The following is a 17,527-nucleotide window of genomic DNA, read 5'->3' on the forward strand; positions in this document are numbered from 1 at the left end:
CTGAACCGGAATAGGCCTGATCTGTCATACGCTTAGAGTAAAAACTGGAAAACAACGAACAATCGCCCTCGTTTTATACGCAGGATCCACTTGAAAAATATGTGTAATTTGAACTATGGCTTGCGGAGAAAAGAAAAGCCCATACGACAAAGGGCTTTCAAGGAGAACTGAATGGCTTCGTCCCTGCGCCGATTTGTTGGCATGGTATTTCTGGTGAGTTTCGTGCTGGTCTACTGTTTCATCGTCATGGTAATCGGCGATATCACAATGGTAAACCAACACTGGTCCCTGAAACTGGTCTTCTTCGCCATTACTGGCCTGATCTGGGTCGTACCTGCAGCTATGATCATCAGCTGGACCTACAAAAAACGCTAGGCTTTCTGCTTCATCACCCCACGCAATGCGTTACGGATGCGCCGCGCAGCATGATACGCAACAAACGCTGCACCAGTCAGATACACATCAACCATCCTCTGGTTCTGGTGCATTCCGTTTAATGACACACGTGGCAAGTGGAACCGTCGCTTCAGGCTCCCTGCCCTTAATGTCCCCGGCTGTGTCGTAACTGCAGCCACAAATCCCATTTCCTCAGCAACAGCTTCACAGCGTTCATCAACTGCAGCAGGAAACCCATAGGGGTACGCCAGCACAACAGGCTCAAGCCCCAAACGATCTTTCATTTCATCCAGACCTGATTGAATGTGCTGCCGCATATCTTCAGCACTGCTCAATCGCGCCAACATCGGATGGGTATCCGTATGCGCGCCAAGCGTTACCAGCGGGTCTTGATTAAACTCCCGTAAATCCTCAAAGGAGAGGATCAAATCTTTACACAGCGCACGCCAGTCCAAACCATAACACTCCGCAGCATCTCGAATTGCGCTGCGTTGTTCCTCTTCCGTGAGCCTGCAAATTAATGCATCGCGAGCAGCACCAAACGCCTCATTTTTCTCTTCAAGCGTGGCACAAGGATAGACAAGAGATGTGGACCTATGTCGTATGGTCAAGGAATCATTGTCAGCAATCAACCGCTCAAGAATCACCCACCAAAGTTCTGAATTGTGATTGCTGTATTCGCTGGTTACAAAAACAGTAAAAGGAACATTCAGCTCCTTTAAAATCGGGTAAGCCACATCACGGTTATCTTTGTAACCATCATCAAACGTGAGAACTGCAAACTTGTTCCGCTCAGCTCTGGGCAACTCCAACCGTCGAAGCCCTTCTTCCAATGACACAAATTCATATCCTGCGTCGCGAACCTGCCCAACAGTTTCACGCAGAAACTCAGGTGTAATCTCAAGCAGTTTATTGGGTTGAAACATACGATCAGACGCTGGCAAAACCCGGTGCAGCGTAAATATAACGCCATCTCCAGCAGTCATGGCGCGAAAAAGCCGTGCGGGTCCACTGCTACTCAAGAGGTAGCTCGCATATTTAATAATCAAATGTTTGAAGGTGATCCGCACAGGGAACCCCATTTCTCAATATGAAACTGTATCAAATTGTAACTGGCAAATATTTACGAATAATTTCAATTTATGTAGATCTTACCAATAGAATTTGAGATTCATTAAGAGCTTGGAACTAATAATTCCTCGTAATTCATTTAGGGCATCATCAATGACACTTCCTCAACCCATCGCAGATCGTGAGGTCAGCGCATACGCGCAACATGAAAATGCTGTGGATTTGGAAGATTTTACCATCCAACTTATTCCAATGAATCGCCTGTCCGAGCTTCACGGAGATTGGCTTTGGTTGGAGAAGCAGCACCTTGGCAGTCCTTATCACGCATATGAATGGTGTAAAAGCTGGTGTGATCATATTGCAGATAAAGAACACGCTACGCCTTTATTCCTTGCCGGATACCACCGAGATTCCATTCATTTCCTACTCCCACTCGCGGTCCAGACTCGCCATCTTGTAAAATCAGTAAAATGGTTGGGCGAGGATATCTTCAACCAGAATACAGGTTATTGGTCAGAGCAGATTCTGAATCTAAAAGATATTGAGAGGCTTCGCCCCACTCTTGTCGATGCACTAAAAGAGTATGGCGTTGACCTGATCCGCCTAGGCAATATGCCTAGAACCATTGGGAAACACCGAAATCCGCTAGTCAGAGAGCACGACGTTACAAGCACAAATGCAATCTATCCGTTTGAACTACAAAAACCTGCGGAAGAATTTGTCAAAACCAAACGCTCTAAAGCTGCCCGAAAAAAGCACCGCGGCAAGCTCACCAAACTACAGCAATCGGGCACAGTTGAGTTCATAACTGAAACAACATCAGAAGGCACATTGGCTGCCATCAATGCCATGATCGGCCAACGCGAAACGCGCCAGGCGGAAACCGGCATTCCAACGGCGTTCTCATCGCTCAATTACCAAAGCTTTATTCGCGACGCATTTGCAAACCTTTCCCGTGGGACGAGCCCAACCAAGCCTATTATCTACAGCCTGCGATTAGATGGCGAGATCATCAGCACCTGCCTCAGCTTGAAGGCTGCAGATAGGTTGTACTGCTATTCCACCTCCATCATCAACGGCGAATTGATGCGTCACAGTCCTGGCGAACTGCTCATGCAGCACGTTATTGAGGACATGTGCGAAGAAGGTATTGCAATCTTTGATTTTGGGCTTGGAAAAGAGCGCTTCAAACTGTCGTGGGCAGAACCTGAATCTCTTCAGGATTGGATTGAGCCATTGACACTGAAGGGCAAAATTGCTGCTGAGCTGGAAAGCCTGAAACTCATCGCAAAACGCAAGTTGCGTAACAACCAACAATTCTGGAAGTTTTACAGGTACATCAGAGGTTCATTTGCACGGCTTATGAGCTAACCCCCGGACACACCAAACAGCAAATCGACAGCTCTTAAGCCGCCATATCCACTTGCAACCAAGCCGCTGCTTCATTGTTCACCACGCGCTCTACTTCAACAGGCGCTTTGGTGTGTTTTTCCAAAATTGAAAGAGCTTTTTCGAGCTCAGGTCCCGCAGGGGATCCATCTGTAGCGATGATCACACGGTCCGCTTCTGACAGCATCTGTGCGCAAATCAGGCTTGGTTCAATCAAGCCCAGATCAGCAACAATCACATCATATGTGAGATCTAACGCTTCCATGATGAGATTGTAGCGTCCGCCATACACCACCTCATCACGAATAGGCATGTAACCCGACTGTATCACATGCGCCCGCGAAACTGGGTCTCGGTGAATCACATTCGTAAAAGCAGCCTCGCCTTCCAACAACTCAGCAAAACCCGGCTTACTCTGATCCGAATCCTCATCAATCTGAGGAACATTCCCCACTTCTTCCAAAGCAGTTTCCGCAAGAACCGATTGAGTAGCTTCACCGCCCTCGGAGCGCACTTCTACAACAACAGGCATAATGCCCCGTGCCGCAATCTTGCGTGTACAGCTCAAAGCCACACGAGAAGAAAGCGTTTCATCTTCCACGCTCAAAACAACAACACGGCGCACACGCTCCAGCTGATTGGTATTGTCAGCTTTTGCCCCGGTGATCGGCAGAGCTTCAACAATGATATCCTCTTCACTCTCAGAGACTTCTTCCTCCTCAAGTTCAGCGTCCAACACTTCTTCCACATCATCATGATCATCCTCAGATTCACAATGATCATCTTCTAAGGCTAACTCTTCGACAGGAGTGTCTTCCGAAGGCTCGTCTTCAATACTCACCTGATCCTCAACGTCCTCAAAAGACCCCTTCAACTCAATAGGAGGAGCGACAGGCGCGTGACTTTGGGTTGTAGCAGCTACCACATTTTCCAACGCATTGGAGCCCGCAGTTCCATTCGAGACCCGCGGATTTGCAATAGGAGCTGCTGGCGTCGCAAACGATTCTCTGCGCAATGCCTCCCCTGAAATCAGTGCACGAACGATGCTCCACAAACATCCTAGGAAAAACGCGGCGAACCCGACAATACCGGCAAGTGCTGAGGCTTTTTTGCCAGAAGCTTTGCTTGGAACAGATGCACGAGAAATCACACGAGAATCAGCATTAAGGACACCAACGCCCTGCAACACTTCCGCTTCACGCAAACTCACGAGCAATTGGGTCAGCTGTTCGGTCTTGGAGCGAGCTCCACGCTCCAGCTCCTGCAAACGCACTTGATCAGCCCCAGACCGAGCCGCCAGCTTTTTTAATTCTTCAACTCTGGAGTTTAAATCAGCGTAGCGGTCCTGTGCGATTTCTGCATCATTTTCTAAGCCAACAACAATCTTACGAGCCTCAGCTCGAATTTGCCTCTCATACCCGCTCAGCTGAGAGCGTAGCGCTTTGATCTGCGGATGATTCGGCAGCAGTGTCGAAGAAAGCTCAGCAATCCGGTTTTCAAGCGCAAGCTGGCGCTCTCGCAATCGCTGTATCAAAGAGGACTGTAAAACCTGAGTGGCTGTTTCAAGCGAACCGCCACTGTCCAGCAACGCGCGAATCTGTTTCGCCTGTGCTTCTGCCTGTGAACGCGCAACGATCGCAGCAGAAACCTGAGAGCTAAGCTCGGCCAGTTGTTGCTGGTTCAGTGTACGGTTTTCAGATCCAAGCAACAGATCAGCGCCAGCACGAAACGTTGCTGCTTCCTGCTGAGCAGCTTCTACTTCGCTTTGCAGCCGCTTCACCTGCGGAGCAAGAGCATCAGCCGTATTGTTCGTAACAGCGCGCTTCGCATTGTCCTGTAAAGTGCGATATTCTTTAACAACCGTATTTGCAATGGTCGCAGCAAGCTCAGGATCTTTGCTGGTAAAGCGCACAGCAATCACACGAGACCCATCGATCTGATAGACATCTAGATTGTCAGTAAACTTGTTCAGAACGCGCTCAGCCTGGCTAACCTGCTCAGAAGACGGCTCAAATCCCACTTGGGTCATCAGTTGATCAACAAGGCCTAGCTTACTTTTTGCAGCAAACACCTGATTGCTCTCAAGTCTTAACTTCTGCACCACACGACGGGCAAGGTCACGCGATTGTAAAAGCTGAACCTGACTGGCAATGCCTTCTTTATCTAAAAGAGAACGTTCCTGTTCGCCATTGCGGAATTGCCCGGGAAGAACGATTTTTGCAGTGTCGATAAGAATTTTAGATTCACTGGTGTATTTGGCTGGCTGTTTACTGGCCATATAATAGGTGCCAGCTGCAATAAGTGCCGCAAAAGGAATTACCCATAGGAACCCTTTAAGCACCTTTTTAAACAGCACGCCCATATCAAGAAAGACATCTTCTTGCGGCACAGCCCACATCCCCGTTGAATCAATGAATTACAAACCAGTTCGATGTTCATAAGAATGCATAGACAGGGTAACCAAGTTCTTAAGCCCCTAGAGCAAATGCTAGAAAGAAATGACAAAGTTCCCAACTAATCTTCCAAAAATAATTAGAGGATTATTACAATATTTATATTCTATTAACTTTGAGGCGCGAAATATACTCCTAATTATTTTAAAGGATTTCGTGATGTACCTGCGCCATGTTGCAGTTTTTGCTGGTCTGGCTCTACTAACGAGCTGCTCATCCTATCAAAAGCCAGAGCCTGCCTTTCATGAAGAACTGGTACAGCCATACACATTAGCTGCAAGTGATGAAGTCCGTATCATTGTTTTTGGTCAGGCAGATCTATCTAACACTTACAAAGTAGATCAGGGCGGAAGTCTTGCATTCCCATTGATTGGCCAGATCAACGCAACTGGCAAAACGCCCAAGCAACTGGCATCTGTTATTCGCGCAGGCCTGAAGAACGGTTATATCCGTGACCCAGATGTATCGGTTGAAGTCGCTGTATATCGGCCGGTTTTTATCATGGGTGAAGTTAAAAACGCGGGACAGTATGCCTTCCTACCTGGCATGACCATTCAGAACGCGATTGCGACAGCTGGTGGCTTTACAGCACGAGCACGCCAACAAGGTGTCGATCTAACAAGACAGATAAGCGGAGAAGTCGCCAGTGGTCCTGCTCCGGTTACCGCGCCAATACGTCCGGGTGACACCATCTATGTGCATGAACGGCTGCTCTGATATCAAACAATGCATACCACATGCCTTTGCGTTTATAGAGTAAAACCTACTATTAATGCTTAATTAACCCTAGCGGTTAACAGGTCAAACAGTATTTTAAGCTAGCAATAAACACAGTTGCGCTGATGTCTGTGCTGGGGAGCATTAGACTGAAATAGCGCGGTGGGGAGATTGCTGCTCATGTCTGCGGACAAGCTTAAAATCATACATTGCATTCGTGCGCCTTGGGGCGGCGCGTTTCGTCATCTGCTGGACTTGGTAGAAACTCAGATTGCAATGGGTCACGAGCTCGGCATTGTGTGCGCCTCTGAAGACATAGCACCTGCCACACAGGCGATTTTGGACAAGATGAAACCCGATCTGTCACTGGGTTTGATGACGGCCCCAATGGCAAGGTCTCTCGGTCCCAAAGATGTGCTCAGCTTCTTCAAGCTCACCAAGCAAATCACCCCCTTACGACCGGATGTGCTGCATGGACATGGTGCAAAAGGTGGCGTCTGGGCTCGTACAATCGGAACAACCCTGAAGCTTCGCGGAGCAAACACCCAACGTATTTACAGCCCTCACGGCGGAAGCTTGCACTATGATCTCTCGACGATCTCGGGAAAAGTTTACATCACGCTGGAAAAACTTCTGAAGCCACTGACGGATGCAATCGTCTTCACCAGCGCTTTTGAAAAACAAGCCTACGCCACTAAAATTGGACTTGAGAACGAAGGGCCTCGCAACAGGATCGTGCACAACGGCCTGCGAGACGCAGAGTTTGAGGTTTCCATAGAAAACGAAACAGCCGCAGACCTTCTCTTTATTGGAGAACTGCGCATGCTGAAAGGTGTTGACCTGCTGATCAACGCACTCTCAGATTTACATTGCAAAAATGCATCTAAACCAACTCTGGCAATTGTGGGCGCAGGTCCAGATCGTCATCTGTTCGAGAAGATGGTCTCTGACAAAAACCTACAAGCTCACGTAAGATTCTACGGATATCTGCCTTTTAAACAAGCACTTCCACTCGGCAAGATCGCTGTTATCCCCTCACGCGCAGAAGCCCTTCCTTACATCGTTCTGGAGCTTCTTGCTGCGCAAAAACCTTTAATCACCACACGCGTTGGCGGCATCCCCGAGATCTACGCAGATTATAAGGAAACACTGGTGCAGCCGGATGACCAACAAAGTCTGACCAATGCACTGGAGTGGACTCTTTCACACAAAGACGCACAAACTCGTCTGTCTATGGATCTTCAAAATAATCTTAAAACTCATTTCACACTACCTGTTATGGCAAAGAATATTACTCAACTTTATCAACCAGTTCGCAGTGAAAAAAACGGACTGGAAGCGCTCGCAGAATCAGTTCAACAATCTACATTAGATTCACGCAGCCCCTCACTTAGGCGCACGGCATCATGATAAAACATCCTATCAATGCTCTTGATGGTAAGCCGTCACCTGATGAAAAGAATAAGGCGAAGGCCCTTTCAACATCTGTGGCGCACAACGAAGACACTACAAACAATAATCTTTCCCAGGACGCTTTGGAGGTTGCAGCGCAATTGCGCACGAATACCATCTCCAAAAAAGTGTTTGACGGACTTATGCGCAGCGCAGATGCCTCCCTTATTGTCTTTACAGGCATCCTCGCTTACCTGACCGGCCCATCAATCGACATCTCACCGCTTTGGCAGATCTTCGCCTTATTTGAAGCTTCTATGATCGGCGTTATGCTATTTCAGATGGCAGACCTTTATCAGACAAACGCTCTGCAAAAGACCTTCGCCCAGGCTATGCGCCTGGTGACAGCATGGGCGCTGGTGTTCGCGGCCCTCATCTCATCTTTGCTCCTTGTTTTGCCGTCCGCAGAAATACCGCAAAACTTCCTGCTCAATTGGTTCATCAGCGGTGCGATCGTACTCATCGTATTCCGCATGATCATGCGTGTCTTCATCGTTCGTTGGACCAAAGCGGGCCGCCTCAACCGCCGTGCGGTCCTCGTGGGTGGTGGTCAATCAGCCGCTGACCTTATTGCAGAGCTGGAGCGCCAGCCAAACAACGACATCGAGATTTGCGGTATTTTTGACGATCGCTCTGGTGATCGTTCACCTCCAAGCGTGTCCGGTTACCAAAAGCTCGGAAACATCTCCGACCTTGTTGAATTTGCCCGCATCGCTCAAATCGACATGTTGCTGGTGACAATCCCAATTCGTGCAGAAAAACGCATCACTCAGCTGCTTGAAAAGCTCTGGGTATTGCCGGTGGACATTCGCCTCTCTGCACATGCAGATAAGCTGCGCTTTCGTCAACGAGCCTCATCCTTTGTGGGTGCAGTGCCCTTCGTCGATGTGCTGGAAAAGCCAATCGCAGACTGGGATACAATTGCAAAGCGTGCCTTTGATATCTTCTTCGCAAGCCTATCCCTGCTGGTACTCTCACCAGTCATGTTGGTAACAGCGGTCCTGATTAAGCTAGATAGTCCCGGCCCTGTGATTTTCCGTCAGAAACGATACGGCTTTAACAACGAGCTCATCGACGTTTTCAAGTTCCGCTCCATGTACCACCACATGACAGACGCAAGCGCGTCAAAACTGGTGACTAAGGGCGATTCACGCGTCACAAAAATCGGTCGTTTCATCCGCAAGACCTCCATTGATGAACTGCCGCAGCTGATGAACGTCCTCAAGGGGCAACTCTCACTTGTTGGCCCTCGTCCGCACGCCCTTTCTGCTAAGGCTGAAGACCGCCTCTATGAAAACGTGGTGGACGGCTACTTTGCCCGTCATAAAGTGAAACCGGGTGTGACTGGCTGGGCGCAGATCAAAGGGTGGCGCGGAGAAACAGATACGGAAGACAAAATCCAGAAGCGTGTAGAATGCGATATCTACTATATTGAAAACTGGTCCGTTTTCTTTGATCTTTATATTTTGTTTAAAACACCGTTCTGCTTGTTTGAAACGGAAAACGCATATTGACCGACCTTGCGCGCCCACACAGCCCGACAAAGCGAACCCGCCCATTTTTGTATGTGCCGCTAATGATTGGTGCAGAGCAAATAGCACGTGGGCTTTTGTTCCTCGCCACTGCGATGAGCGCGCTGGTTATAATTGAGCCTGCTCCCTATGATCTGATGATTGCTGTGTTGCTCGTGGGCTGGTCTTTTTTCGGGTTGGAATTGCGCAAAGATACCCTTCCTCTCCTAGTCCTGCTCTGCCTCTATATCGCCGGCGGAATTATGGCATTACCAGCAGCAGAAGCCCCCAAAGACGCTCTGACTTTTTATGCAGTCACCGTTTTTCTCGCCTGCTCCTCTTTCCTTTATGCAGCCACGCTGTCCGCAAATATGGAAAGAATGGAGTGGATCGAGAAAGGTTACATGGTAGCAGCTTTGTTTGCGACGCTTTTAGCGATAGCAGGGTACTTCAACGCGTTCCCGGGCGCGTACGATCAATTCACCCTTTACGGGCGCGCTAAGGGCACTTTCAAAGATCCAAACGTCTACGGCCCGTTTTTATTGCTGCCAACGCTCTTTATCGTCTACGATATATTGACCAAACCGATCCGTGCGAATTTTTTCAAAGCCGGTGTGCTGCTCATCCTCCTGCTCGGCACATTCCTCTCTTTTTCACGTGCTGCTTGGGGCATGACCCTAGGCGGAAGCTTTATGGTCTTTCTACTGGTGTTCATCAATGAACGCCGATCCATGTCCCGCCTCAAACTACTGGGCCTACTGGGTTTGGCAGGCATCGGTCTGTTTCTCATGATACTGGCAATTCTGTCCATCGATTCAATTTCGGAGATGTTCACTCAGCGCGCAAAATTGGTGCAAGACTATGATGGTGCCCGTTTGGGTCGGTTTGGGCGCTGGGGCGCAGGTTTCACACTGGTCACAGAGGCACCCTTTGGTCTCGGCGCAGGAGGTTTTTCCAACATCTTCCCAGAGGATGAGCACAACTCCTACCTCAAAGCTTTTACAACCTATGGCTGGCTGGGAGGGCTATCCTATGTAACTCTTGTATTCTGGACGCTGATCAAGGCATTTCCCCTCGTATTCAAGCCTCGTCCATGGCAAAAATACATTGTCTGCGCCTATGTTGCGTTCTTGCTACATGCCTGTGTAAGTTTCATTATTGATAGTGATCACTGGCGTCATTACTTCCTGTTACTGGGCATCCTATGGGCAGTGATAGCCGCTGAAGCTGGCATCTCCAGATACCGGCGTTTTCCACCAACACAATAGACCTGTCCGCATTTGATCCTTGATCAAGCCCCCTGAATTGGGTAGGAAAGTTGTATGGACAGGCATAACACTTAGCCTGCTCATCCGGTATTCGCATTTGCGTTTCACGCATCCAGGCGCGGGTATCTTAAGGGTTCGGGTAGTAGCGCAGCCTGGTAGCGCACTTCACTGGGGGTGAAGGGGTCGTCGGTTCAAATCCGGCCTACCCGACCATTATTTTCACAAAACCAATAGTTTGAACCTTGTGCTGGTGGATACATCCATCCAGCCACAAGGCGAAGTCCCAGCACATTTTCGGCCACAAAAAAGGGAGCCGACACAGTCAGCCTCCTCCTCATAATCTCAGTAGTCGCTCAAACAGTTCGCTTACTGTACGATCTCACCTTTATCGATCACAGCCTTGCGAACCACATCGGAAAACGCGACAGCTTCCTTGCGGATCTGCTCTTCGTCAACGGTCAGGATGTCCCGGTTATCCATCAGGATACGGCCATCAACAATTGATGTGCTCACATTGGTCGCGTAAGCAGAATAAACCAGTGCTGAGTATGGGTTGTAGATCGGAACCATGTTTGGCGCTTTGGTGTCGATGATGATCACGTCAGCCAACTTGCCAACTTCCAAAGACCCAATCTTGTCTTCCATGTGAAGCGCACGCGCAGCGCCGATGGTTGCCATTTCAACCACCTTCACAGGAGGCATCGCAGCGCGGTCTTTGTTGACCAGCTTATGGACCTTCGCAACCTGACCCAGTTCATCAATGATGGAAAGCGTATTACCGGACATAGGTCCATCCGTACCAAGACCAATGCGAAGACCCTGATCAAACATCTTCAATGCAGGTGCAACACCCTTAGCGGATTTGATATTTGCACTCATATTATGAGAGATGCCGACATCGTAATCCTTCAGAATCTGGATATCATCGTCGTTTGCTGTAATGGTATGGGCTGCTACCACCTTATCGGAAAGCGCACCGATTTCCGCCATGTAACCGATTGGCGTCTTGCCCGGCATACGTTTTTCAATCTTCTCACTCTCGCGCTTAGATTCGGCGAGATGGATGAGGACCGGAACGTCTTTTTCCTGCGCTAGTTTATTTATCTTGACCAGCACTTCTGTTGTGTTGGTGTATGGCGCGTGAGGTGCAAACGCAGGCGTAATACGAGGATGATCCTTGTATTCCTCAATAAAGTTCAAAGCGTAATTGATGCCTTCCTCAGCATTCTTCGCATCGGCAACCGGAAACTTGATCACAGTCTCACCAAGCACAGCACGCATACCAATTTGGTCAACGGTCTTCGCAACTTCATCCTCAAAATAGTACATGTCAGCGTAAGTGGTTACACCGCCTTTAAGCATCTCTACGTTGCCAAGGTTAGCACCAATACGCACCATATCGCGTGAGACCAGGGCCGCTTCAAGTGGGAAGATATATCGGTACAAGCGATCTGGCACATCATCAGCCAGCGAGCGGAACACGGTCATGGAAACGTGAGTATGAGCATTGATCATACCCGGCATAACAATATCGCCATCTGCATCAATGGTTTTTTCTGCAGTGTAATCTGCGCTATCAGATCCGTCCGTTACAGCAAAAATCTTATTGCCTTTGATAGCAACAAGGCCGCGATCAAAAACAGTTTTCTGCGCATCCATAGTCAAAATTTGCGCATTGGTGATCAATAAATCAACAGCTTCGCCTGCATTCGCGTTTGAGAGCGCTGTGAAACCAAGGAGAAGAGAGAGTAAGCCAATTTTCTTCATATGAGCTGCAATGCCTTTCAAGCAAAACGATAGGTGAGCACCCTGCCAAATTCTGAGAGCTCGCAAACACATTAGAGACACTGCAGATGAGTGGCATTGGTATTTTTAACTATAGTCAACTTGTGACCATCATTCTCTTGGGGAGTAATAAGCCTCCGCAGCGTGAGTTTTGCCGAGCAGTTCACGCTCTCCTTGGCCCCGCAATGCCGAAGATCTAAGCCACACGTTCCTTTTGCACCATGAGGTAACCACCAATCCCCACTGCGGCGACAAGCGCAAAAGCAAAAGACCATTGCAAAGGCCCCGATCCGGCAAGAACCCCGGAAACCCCGGAGACCAATACCCCGGCTTTGCTAAGCCCTTCAGGCGTCAACCATGCGCTCAAAGCAGATGTCTCCTCCCCGCGCGCTTTTGCACCACCCTCAGCACCCTTTGCGTCCAGAACGGGAAGTATTTTGGATGCTGCCTCTGGTTTCCGCGCCAACTCAACAGAACGCTCCTGCACAGTGCTAACCCGCCGGGGCCATCCATTTTTGTTGTATGTCCAGTTCCTGAGCCTCTTCATAAACGCAAGTCGTTCAGTGCAAAGCGCATTAATCAGATCCAGAACGACCCGTTGTTTAATCGCCCCAAGCGTTTGCAACCCCACAATCCCGTCCGCAGCCACCCCTAAAAGGGCTTGCAGTGTTTTCACCGCACGTCCCGGCCCGGAGTTCACAGCAAAATCAAAGAGAGCATAATCCAACCCGGAAGGCAGCTTATCACCCTGAACAGCTTCCCAGTATTGCGTGCGAAAAATCTCAATAGCTTCTGCTTGGCTCAAAGTACGCACCTCCTGCACACTGACCGAACGCCCCCGCCACGCACTCAAAGTACCTTGAGTAATGCCAAAATTCGTCGGCCCTCCCGGATCCGCTTTATGACTTCGGTTGGCAAACCCACCTTCAATGCTCAACAACTCAGTTAGGACCAGTTCAAAATTATTCTTCATGCTACGACCCCACTAAAAACGGTATAAGGAGCTCCGTTTAGGTACAAAAATACTGCATAAGCAGCTGATAAATATGAAAAAGAGAAGAGCTAGATCTGCGGCACAACAGGTAGGAAGTAGTGCAAGGCGATCCGCACTTTACCGGCTGTAAAAGCCCCGCCATTGGCTTTGAGCCGAATGGGTGTATCTGAATAAAATGCGGAGGGACCAATCACACCCGCATTGTTTGAGCCAACCGCGATCCCTAAGGAGCCACCAAACTTGCCGCTTTCAGCCGCCAACCCGCAATCGTAGGAGCTTGCACCAGAAACGGCTTCCACCGTGCGCGTAGACACGCAAAACACGATTGCACGGTTTGGGATCAAGATCGTGCTGTCCACACTGGAACCGGAAAGCACAAGATCTTCTTCTTTGGTGATGAATTGGCTTTGCGCCCCGTGAGCTGTTTCGCTCAAAACGGTCTGCTCTTGCTGAAAGGCAAGCCCGCCGGTTGCCGGATCAGTACCAAGCCCGCTGACGGAGGAAAAACTGCCCCAAGCTCCACCAGAAAACACCTGCATGACGCCAGCGCTTTGAACCCATGCGGCCCACCCTTCTGAGGGTGCTAAATACCGCCAGATCCCAGCATCAAAAGCAGCAACCTTCTGGTCATGTCCCGCAAAAGCACCAGATGCACCTACCGGCACAATATAGCGTACGCCTTCTGCTGGTTCAGCAGGCGGAATACCAGTGCTGTTGGAGATCACCGAAAGCTGCACCACCAAGTCCACGAGGGCCAGTGCCTCATTGTGGGTGACATGTTTTTGTGCCTGCGCAGCTGCAATCATCGGCAATTTGAGATTAGCCGTCATCTCACTCATAGATTCTCCCCTAAAATGCTGAGCCCAAGTCAAAGCCTAGCATTCAGCGCAGCTGGGGGAATAAACCTACAAAGAGCAGCAAAAAGCCTTCATGCACGAAGGCCGCACGTCACATCAAGCAACCTGACGACCAGTGCCATCACCAGCCAGAGACCAGATACGGGTGCGATTACGAGCCATCTTTTCGTCAACCGCGAAAGAAAGCTCGGACCCATGAAGACCCACCAATCTGTGCAAGAGTATAACGATGTCAGCAGCTTCCGATGCAACATCACGCGCACTATTGCCTTTAGCAACAGTCTCGCACAGTGCATTCAGCTCTTCCTGCGCTCGGTCAATCAAGGCGTAAAGGTCAGCAACCTCGCCAAAAGTTTGATCACCCCAAGCTGCAATACTCGCACTGCTTTCAATGGTCACCATGGTCGCCCACCCCTCTTGTTATACGCATTACATTTTTTCAGGCATTCTCCCTCAGCCCTAATTAGGCAAGCCAAAGAAAAAGCGGAGACACCCTCATGTCCCCGCCTATTCTCCAGTTAAAAAAGGCTTAACTTTGGCCCTTTTTTGATAGTTTACGCTGTTTCCAAAGCAGAAACGGACTCAGTCATAGCCTGATCGAGCACATCCAGCAGATAATCCGCATTTTCCTTAGAAAAAATCATTGGTGGGCGCATCTTCAAAACATTGTCATATGGCCCCTCGGTTCCCATCAATATGCCAAGGCCCTTTGCGCGGTTTGCAATACGCCTCGCCATATCCGTTGCAGGCTCCTTGGTCCGGCGGTCTTTCACCAACTCAATACCCAGGAAGAGGCCCATACCGCGCACATCACCAATAAACTCGTATTTCTCCATCAACTTGCGGAAACCGGACAAGATATACTCTCCCACACTCTGCGCATTCTGGCGCAAGCCATCCCGCTCAATCACGTTGAGAACAGAAAGACCAACCGCGCAGGACACCGGATTGCCGCCAAACGTGTTGAAGTACTCCATGCCATTGTTGAAACTGGATGCCACCTCTCGGGTCGTTACCAGTGCTGCCATGGGGTGACCATTGCCGATTGGCTTGCCCATCGTCACAACATCCGGCGTTACACCCTGGCTTTCAAAAGCCCACCAGTGCGATCCAACACGGCCAAACCCAACTTGCACTTCATCGGCAACACACAAACCACCTTCAGCACGGATGAGTTTGTAGACCTCCTGCAAATAACCATCCGGCATAAACACCTGACCAGCCACACTTGGAATTGATTCAGCAATAAAGAAAGCCGGCGCACGTCCTTGTTTTCTCATCAGGTCCAACTGCTGCGCCACACTATCAATGTAGCGCTGAGTGATTTCCTCGGGTGACCAGTCCGCGGGCGCACGATAGGCATCTGGAATAGCAGCCTCAAACACATGGTCGGGCCGCCCTTTGCCACCATTGCGCTTGTACTTGTAAGGGCTCAGAGCAATCAGCTCCGGTGTTGTACCGTGATACGCCCAGTCCAACACCACAGCATCGCGGCGTCCGGTATGCGCTTCTGCCATACGGATCATCAGGCTATTGGCTTCACTGCCCGTACATACAAACGAGGCAACAGCCAGACCATCCGGCAATGTTGCGGTTAGCCGTTCTGAATATTCAACGATGTTGTCGTGCAAGTAGCGTGTGTTCGTATTGAGCAATCCTGCCTGACAGGACAGAACCTCAACCACATCTGGATGAGCATGGCCCAGATGACAAACATTGTTGAAGCAATCCAGATAAGCCCGGCCACGATGATCAATCAGGTGCGCGCCCTCCCCGCGCACAAACTTAATCGGTTCGCTGTAAGATATAGAAAGGTTCGGCAACAGGTTATGGCGACGCAATGAGACAATTTCCTCAACAGAACGCCCACCGCTACCAAGGCTCTCCGCAGGAAGACCAGCAAAGTCGATTGCCGACGGGAACAAATCGCCCCATACATCAAGGTAGTTCTCTTCCCCAACTCCTAAAATCTCTTCTGCATTCAAAGATACATCCGTTGAAAGCTGCAAATGCAAATGTGGTGCCCAGCCCCCATTTTCATCATCGGCTCCAAGATACCCAACTGTATCACCCGCATGAAGCACATCTCCGGTCTTCAACCGGCTTGCAGCTTCGTGCGCCATGTGCCCCCACAAGCTTACAAACGGCTGACCACAATCAGTTTTATGCTCAAGCGCAATCATGCACCCATACCCGAGTAGGTCTGTCTCAATGACAACGGAACGAACACGGCTTTCCATTGGCGCATGAACGCGGCTTCCAGCAGGCAAAAACAAATCAAACCCAAGGTGATTACGCCGGCGCTCACCCTCTATGAAACGGCTCTGGAAAAAGTCCGAAGAATAAACGCTGCGGTTTTCGCCCCATGGCCCAATACCAAGCTCAACGCTGTGGGCATCACAATAATCTTCCCACCAATCCTGAGCCTCCTCCGGCTTACGGTCGCGAGACGTAATCGTCATCTCGTTCTCAGGATCATCATAGGGAACCAGCGCTTTAGCCATCAGCTTTGGATGACGATCAAACAATGGGGCAAAGGAATTCCGGTTTTTAGCGCAAAACCCGATCACCTTCGTGGCGCCCGGCACAGCCTCAAAACCACAGGCCTTGCGCAACATTGCCGTCGCAAAGACTGGCTTCATGCCATAGAGCTTGTGCAGCAGGTTCCACGCAGGCGCTTCACTGACCGCAAGATAAGGATTGTCCTCAGCCTCGTCCCTGCGCAAAGCAGACAGGCTGACACTGGTCACCAACCGCATGGCGATCAGATCAAACAGCAGATCGATCTCCCCTTCCTCAAGCGGATATTCGCCATGGTATGCCGCAGCAAGCTCAGCTGCAGCTCCAATCGGATCAGCCACATCCATAATCGTGTAAGCCGCCGCAATAGCAACCTCTGCAATTACCGGCGTATGCAAACTGTCGCCAAAGTCGATCAGACCGCACACAGTGGAATGATCATCGGGATCAACTAAAACGTTCCAGTCATTGGCATCATTATGAATAACCGCCGCTCGCAGACCTGCCAAGCGCGGCGCAACATTCTTATCAAACCGCTCAAGGAAATACGCGGCGACCTTGCGATTGTCTGGGTCGGGGATGGCATCCAGCCGCTCACGCGCATCACCAGCAGTGCGGAGGTCCCACTCAAAACTGCGCAAAGCACCGGGGTGAACAAACCCACGCAGCGCCATATCCACCTTGCCAAGCAACGTGCCGAGGCTGGCAACAACTCCATCCTCGCGCTTGGTCTCAGCAAGCGGCACACCGGGAACCCAGGAAACAACACGCATGGCATAGGAGGTTCCATCTGGATCAGTAACAGGTTCGGTCGCCTCACCCAAATTGGTCAGACACAAACGCGGCATAGGTAATTCCGGCGAAGAAACAGCTAGATGTTGCAACATGGCAGTTTGAAAGCTGGTCTCGACAGCAGGTTCGCTGGCATTCACAATTTTGACCGTGAAACTGCTCCCATCCTCGGCGTCAAGGCGATGGTTCTGATCACGTTCACTTTCCAACGGCGACAAGGTGCCGGCAAGGCCCCAGTGCGTTTTCAAAAGCGATGCAATCTGTTCTACAGCAAAATTCGGCTCGGGATGGCTAATATCAGTCATTGATCTCTCCAGTTGCC

13 protein-coding genes and 1 tRNA gene are annotated in these 17,527 nt (G+C 50.0%); 7 read left to right on the forward strand and 7 right to left on the reverse strand.

Annotated features, from left to right (window positions below; genetic code table 11):
* Positions 1 to 171 precede the first annotated feature (171 nt).
* Positions 172 to 375 (forward strand): DUF2842 domain-containing protein, encoded by a 204-nt coding sequence (locus tag BLS62_RS14175; protein ID WP_093181898.1) that lies wholly within the window; start codon positions 172 to 174, stop codon positions 373 to 375.
* Here the strand turns inward: BLS62_RS14175 and BLS62_RS14180 are convergent.
* A complete protein-coding gene (locus tag BLS62_RS14180) occupies positions 372 to 1,418 on the reverse strand; it encodes a polysaccharide deacetylase family protein (protein ID WP_208990860.1) in 1,047 nt (348 codons plus the stop codon). The two genes, BLS62_RS14175 and BLS62_RS14180, sit on opposite strands and share 4 nt — an antisense overlap.
* Positions 1,419 to 1,620: 202 nt before the next feature.
* Here BLS62_RS14180 and BLS62_RS14185 point away from each other — a divergent pair, with 202 nt between their 5' ends.
* Positions 1,621 to 2,838: a GNAT family N-acetyltransferase gene (locus BLS62_RS14185; RefSeq protein ID WP_093181901.1), complete on the forward strand. Its 1,218-nt coding sequence runs from the start codon at positions 1,621 to 1,623 to the stop codon at positions 2,836 to 2,838.
* A gap of 34 nt (positions 2,839 to 2,872) precedes the next feature.
* Here BLS62_RS14185 and BLS62_RS14190 read toward each other — a convergent pair whose 3' ends face one another.
* Entirely contained in the window at positions 2,873 to 5,245 is a 2,373-nt protein-coding gene (locus tag BLS62_RS14190) for a GumC family protein (RefSeq protein WP_093188923.1), read from the reverse strand.
* Between the two features lie 223 nt (positions 5,246 to 5,468).
* On the opposite strand from BLS62_RS14190, the gene BLS62_RS14195 reads away from it, so the two are divergent.
* The 5 genes from BLS62_RS14195 to BLS62_RS14215 all read left to right on the forward strand — a co-directional run bounded on the left by BLS62_RS14195 (position 5,469) and on the right by BLS62_RS14215 (position 10,470).
* The gene (locus BLS62_RS14195; RefSeq protein WP_093181903.1) at positions 5,469 to 6,026 is read left to right on the forward strand and encodes a polysaccharide biosynthesis/export family protein; all 558 of its coding nucleotides are present in this window, start codon (positions 5,469 to 5,471) and stop codon (positions 6,024 to 6,026) included.
* A gap of 180 nt (positions 6,027 to 6,206) precedes the next feature.
* Positions 6,207 to 7,436, forward strand: coding sequence for a glycosyltransferase family 4 protein (locus BLS62_RS14200; RefSeq protein WP_093181906.1), 1,230 nt, complete (start codon positions 6,207 to 6,209; stop codon positions 7,434 to 7,436).
* Positions 7,433 to 8,992 (forward strand): undecaprenyl-phosphate glucose phosphotransferase, encoded by a 1,560-nt coding sequence (locus BLS62_RS14205; protein ID WP_093181908.1) that lies wholly within the window; start codon positions 7,433 to 7,435, stop codon positions 8,990 to 8,992. Before BLS62_RS14200 ends, BLS62_RS14205 begins: the two co-directional genes overlap by 4 nt.
* Positions 8,989 to 10,257, forward strand: a complete 1,269-nt coding sequence (locus tag BLS62_RS14210) for an O-antigen ligase family protein (RefSeq protein WP_208990861.1) — start codon at positions 8,989 to 8,991, stop codon at positions 10,255 to 10,257. Before BLS62_RS14205 ends, BLS62_RS14210 begins: the two co-directional genes overlap by 4 nt.
* A gap of 136 nt (positions 10,258 to 10,393) precedes the next feature.
* Positions 10,394 to 10,470: transfer RNA gene (locus BLS62_RS14215), tRNA-Pro, on the forward strand.
* Between the two features lie 153 nt (positions 10,471 to 10,623).
* On the opposite strand, the gene BLS62_RS14220 is transcribed toward BLS62_RS14215, so the two are convergent.
* The 5 genes from BLS62_RS14220 to BLS62_RS14240 form a co-directional block, all read right to left on the reverse strand.
* Positions 10,624 to 12,024: an amidohydrolase gene (locus BLS62_RS14220; protein ID WP_093188929.1), complete on the reverse strand. Its 1,401-nt coding sequence runs from the start codon at positions 12,022 to 12,024 to the stop codon at positions 10,624 to 10,626.
* Between the two features lie 214 nt (positions 12,025 to 12,238).
* Positions 12,239 to 13,015 (reverse strand): glycoside hydrolase family 108 protein, encoded by a 777-nt coding sequence (locus tag BLS62_RS14225; protein ID WP_093181911.1) that lies wholly within the window; start codon positions 13,013 to 13,015, stop codon positions 12,239 to 12,241.
* 89 nt (positions 13,016 to 13,104) lie between these two features.
* Positions 13,105 to 13,875: a DUF2793 domain-containing protein gene (locus BLS62_RS14230; protein ID WP_093181913.1), complete on the reverse strand. Its 771-nt coding sequence runs from the start codon at positions 13,873 to 13,875 to the stop codon at positions 13,105 to 13,107.
* A 114-nt stretch (positions 13,876 to 13,989) separates the two neighbouring features.
* Positions 13,990 to 14,295 carry a nucleoside triphosphate pyrophosphohydrolase family protein gene (locus BLS62_RS14235; protein WP_093181915.1) on the reverse strand — a complete coding sequence of 102 codons (306 nt, stop codon included), beginning with the start codon at positions 14,293 to 14,295 and terminating at the stop codon, positions 13,990 to 13,992.
* Between the two features lie 152 nt (positions 14,296 to 14,447).
* Positions 14,448 to 17,510, reverse strand: a complete 3,063-nt coding sequence (locus BLS62_RS14240) for an aminotransferase class III-fold pyridoxal phosphate-dependent enzyme (RefSeq protein ID WP_093181917.1) — start codon at positions 17,508 to 17,510, stop codon at positions 14,448 to 14,450.
* Between the last annotated feature and the right edge of the window lie 17 nt (positions 17,511 to 17,527).

Source organism: Pseudovibrio sp. Tun.PSC04-5.I4 (assembly GCF_900104145.1).
GTDB lineage: Bacteria > Pseudomonadota > Alphaproteobacteria > Rhizobiales > Stappiaceae > Pseudovibrio.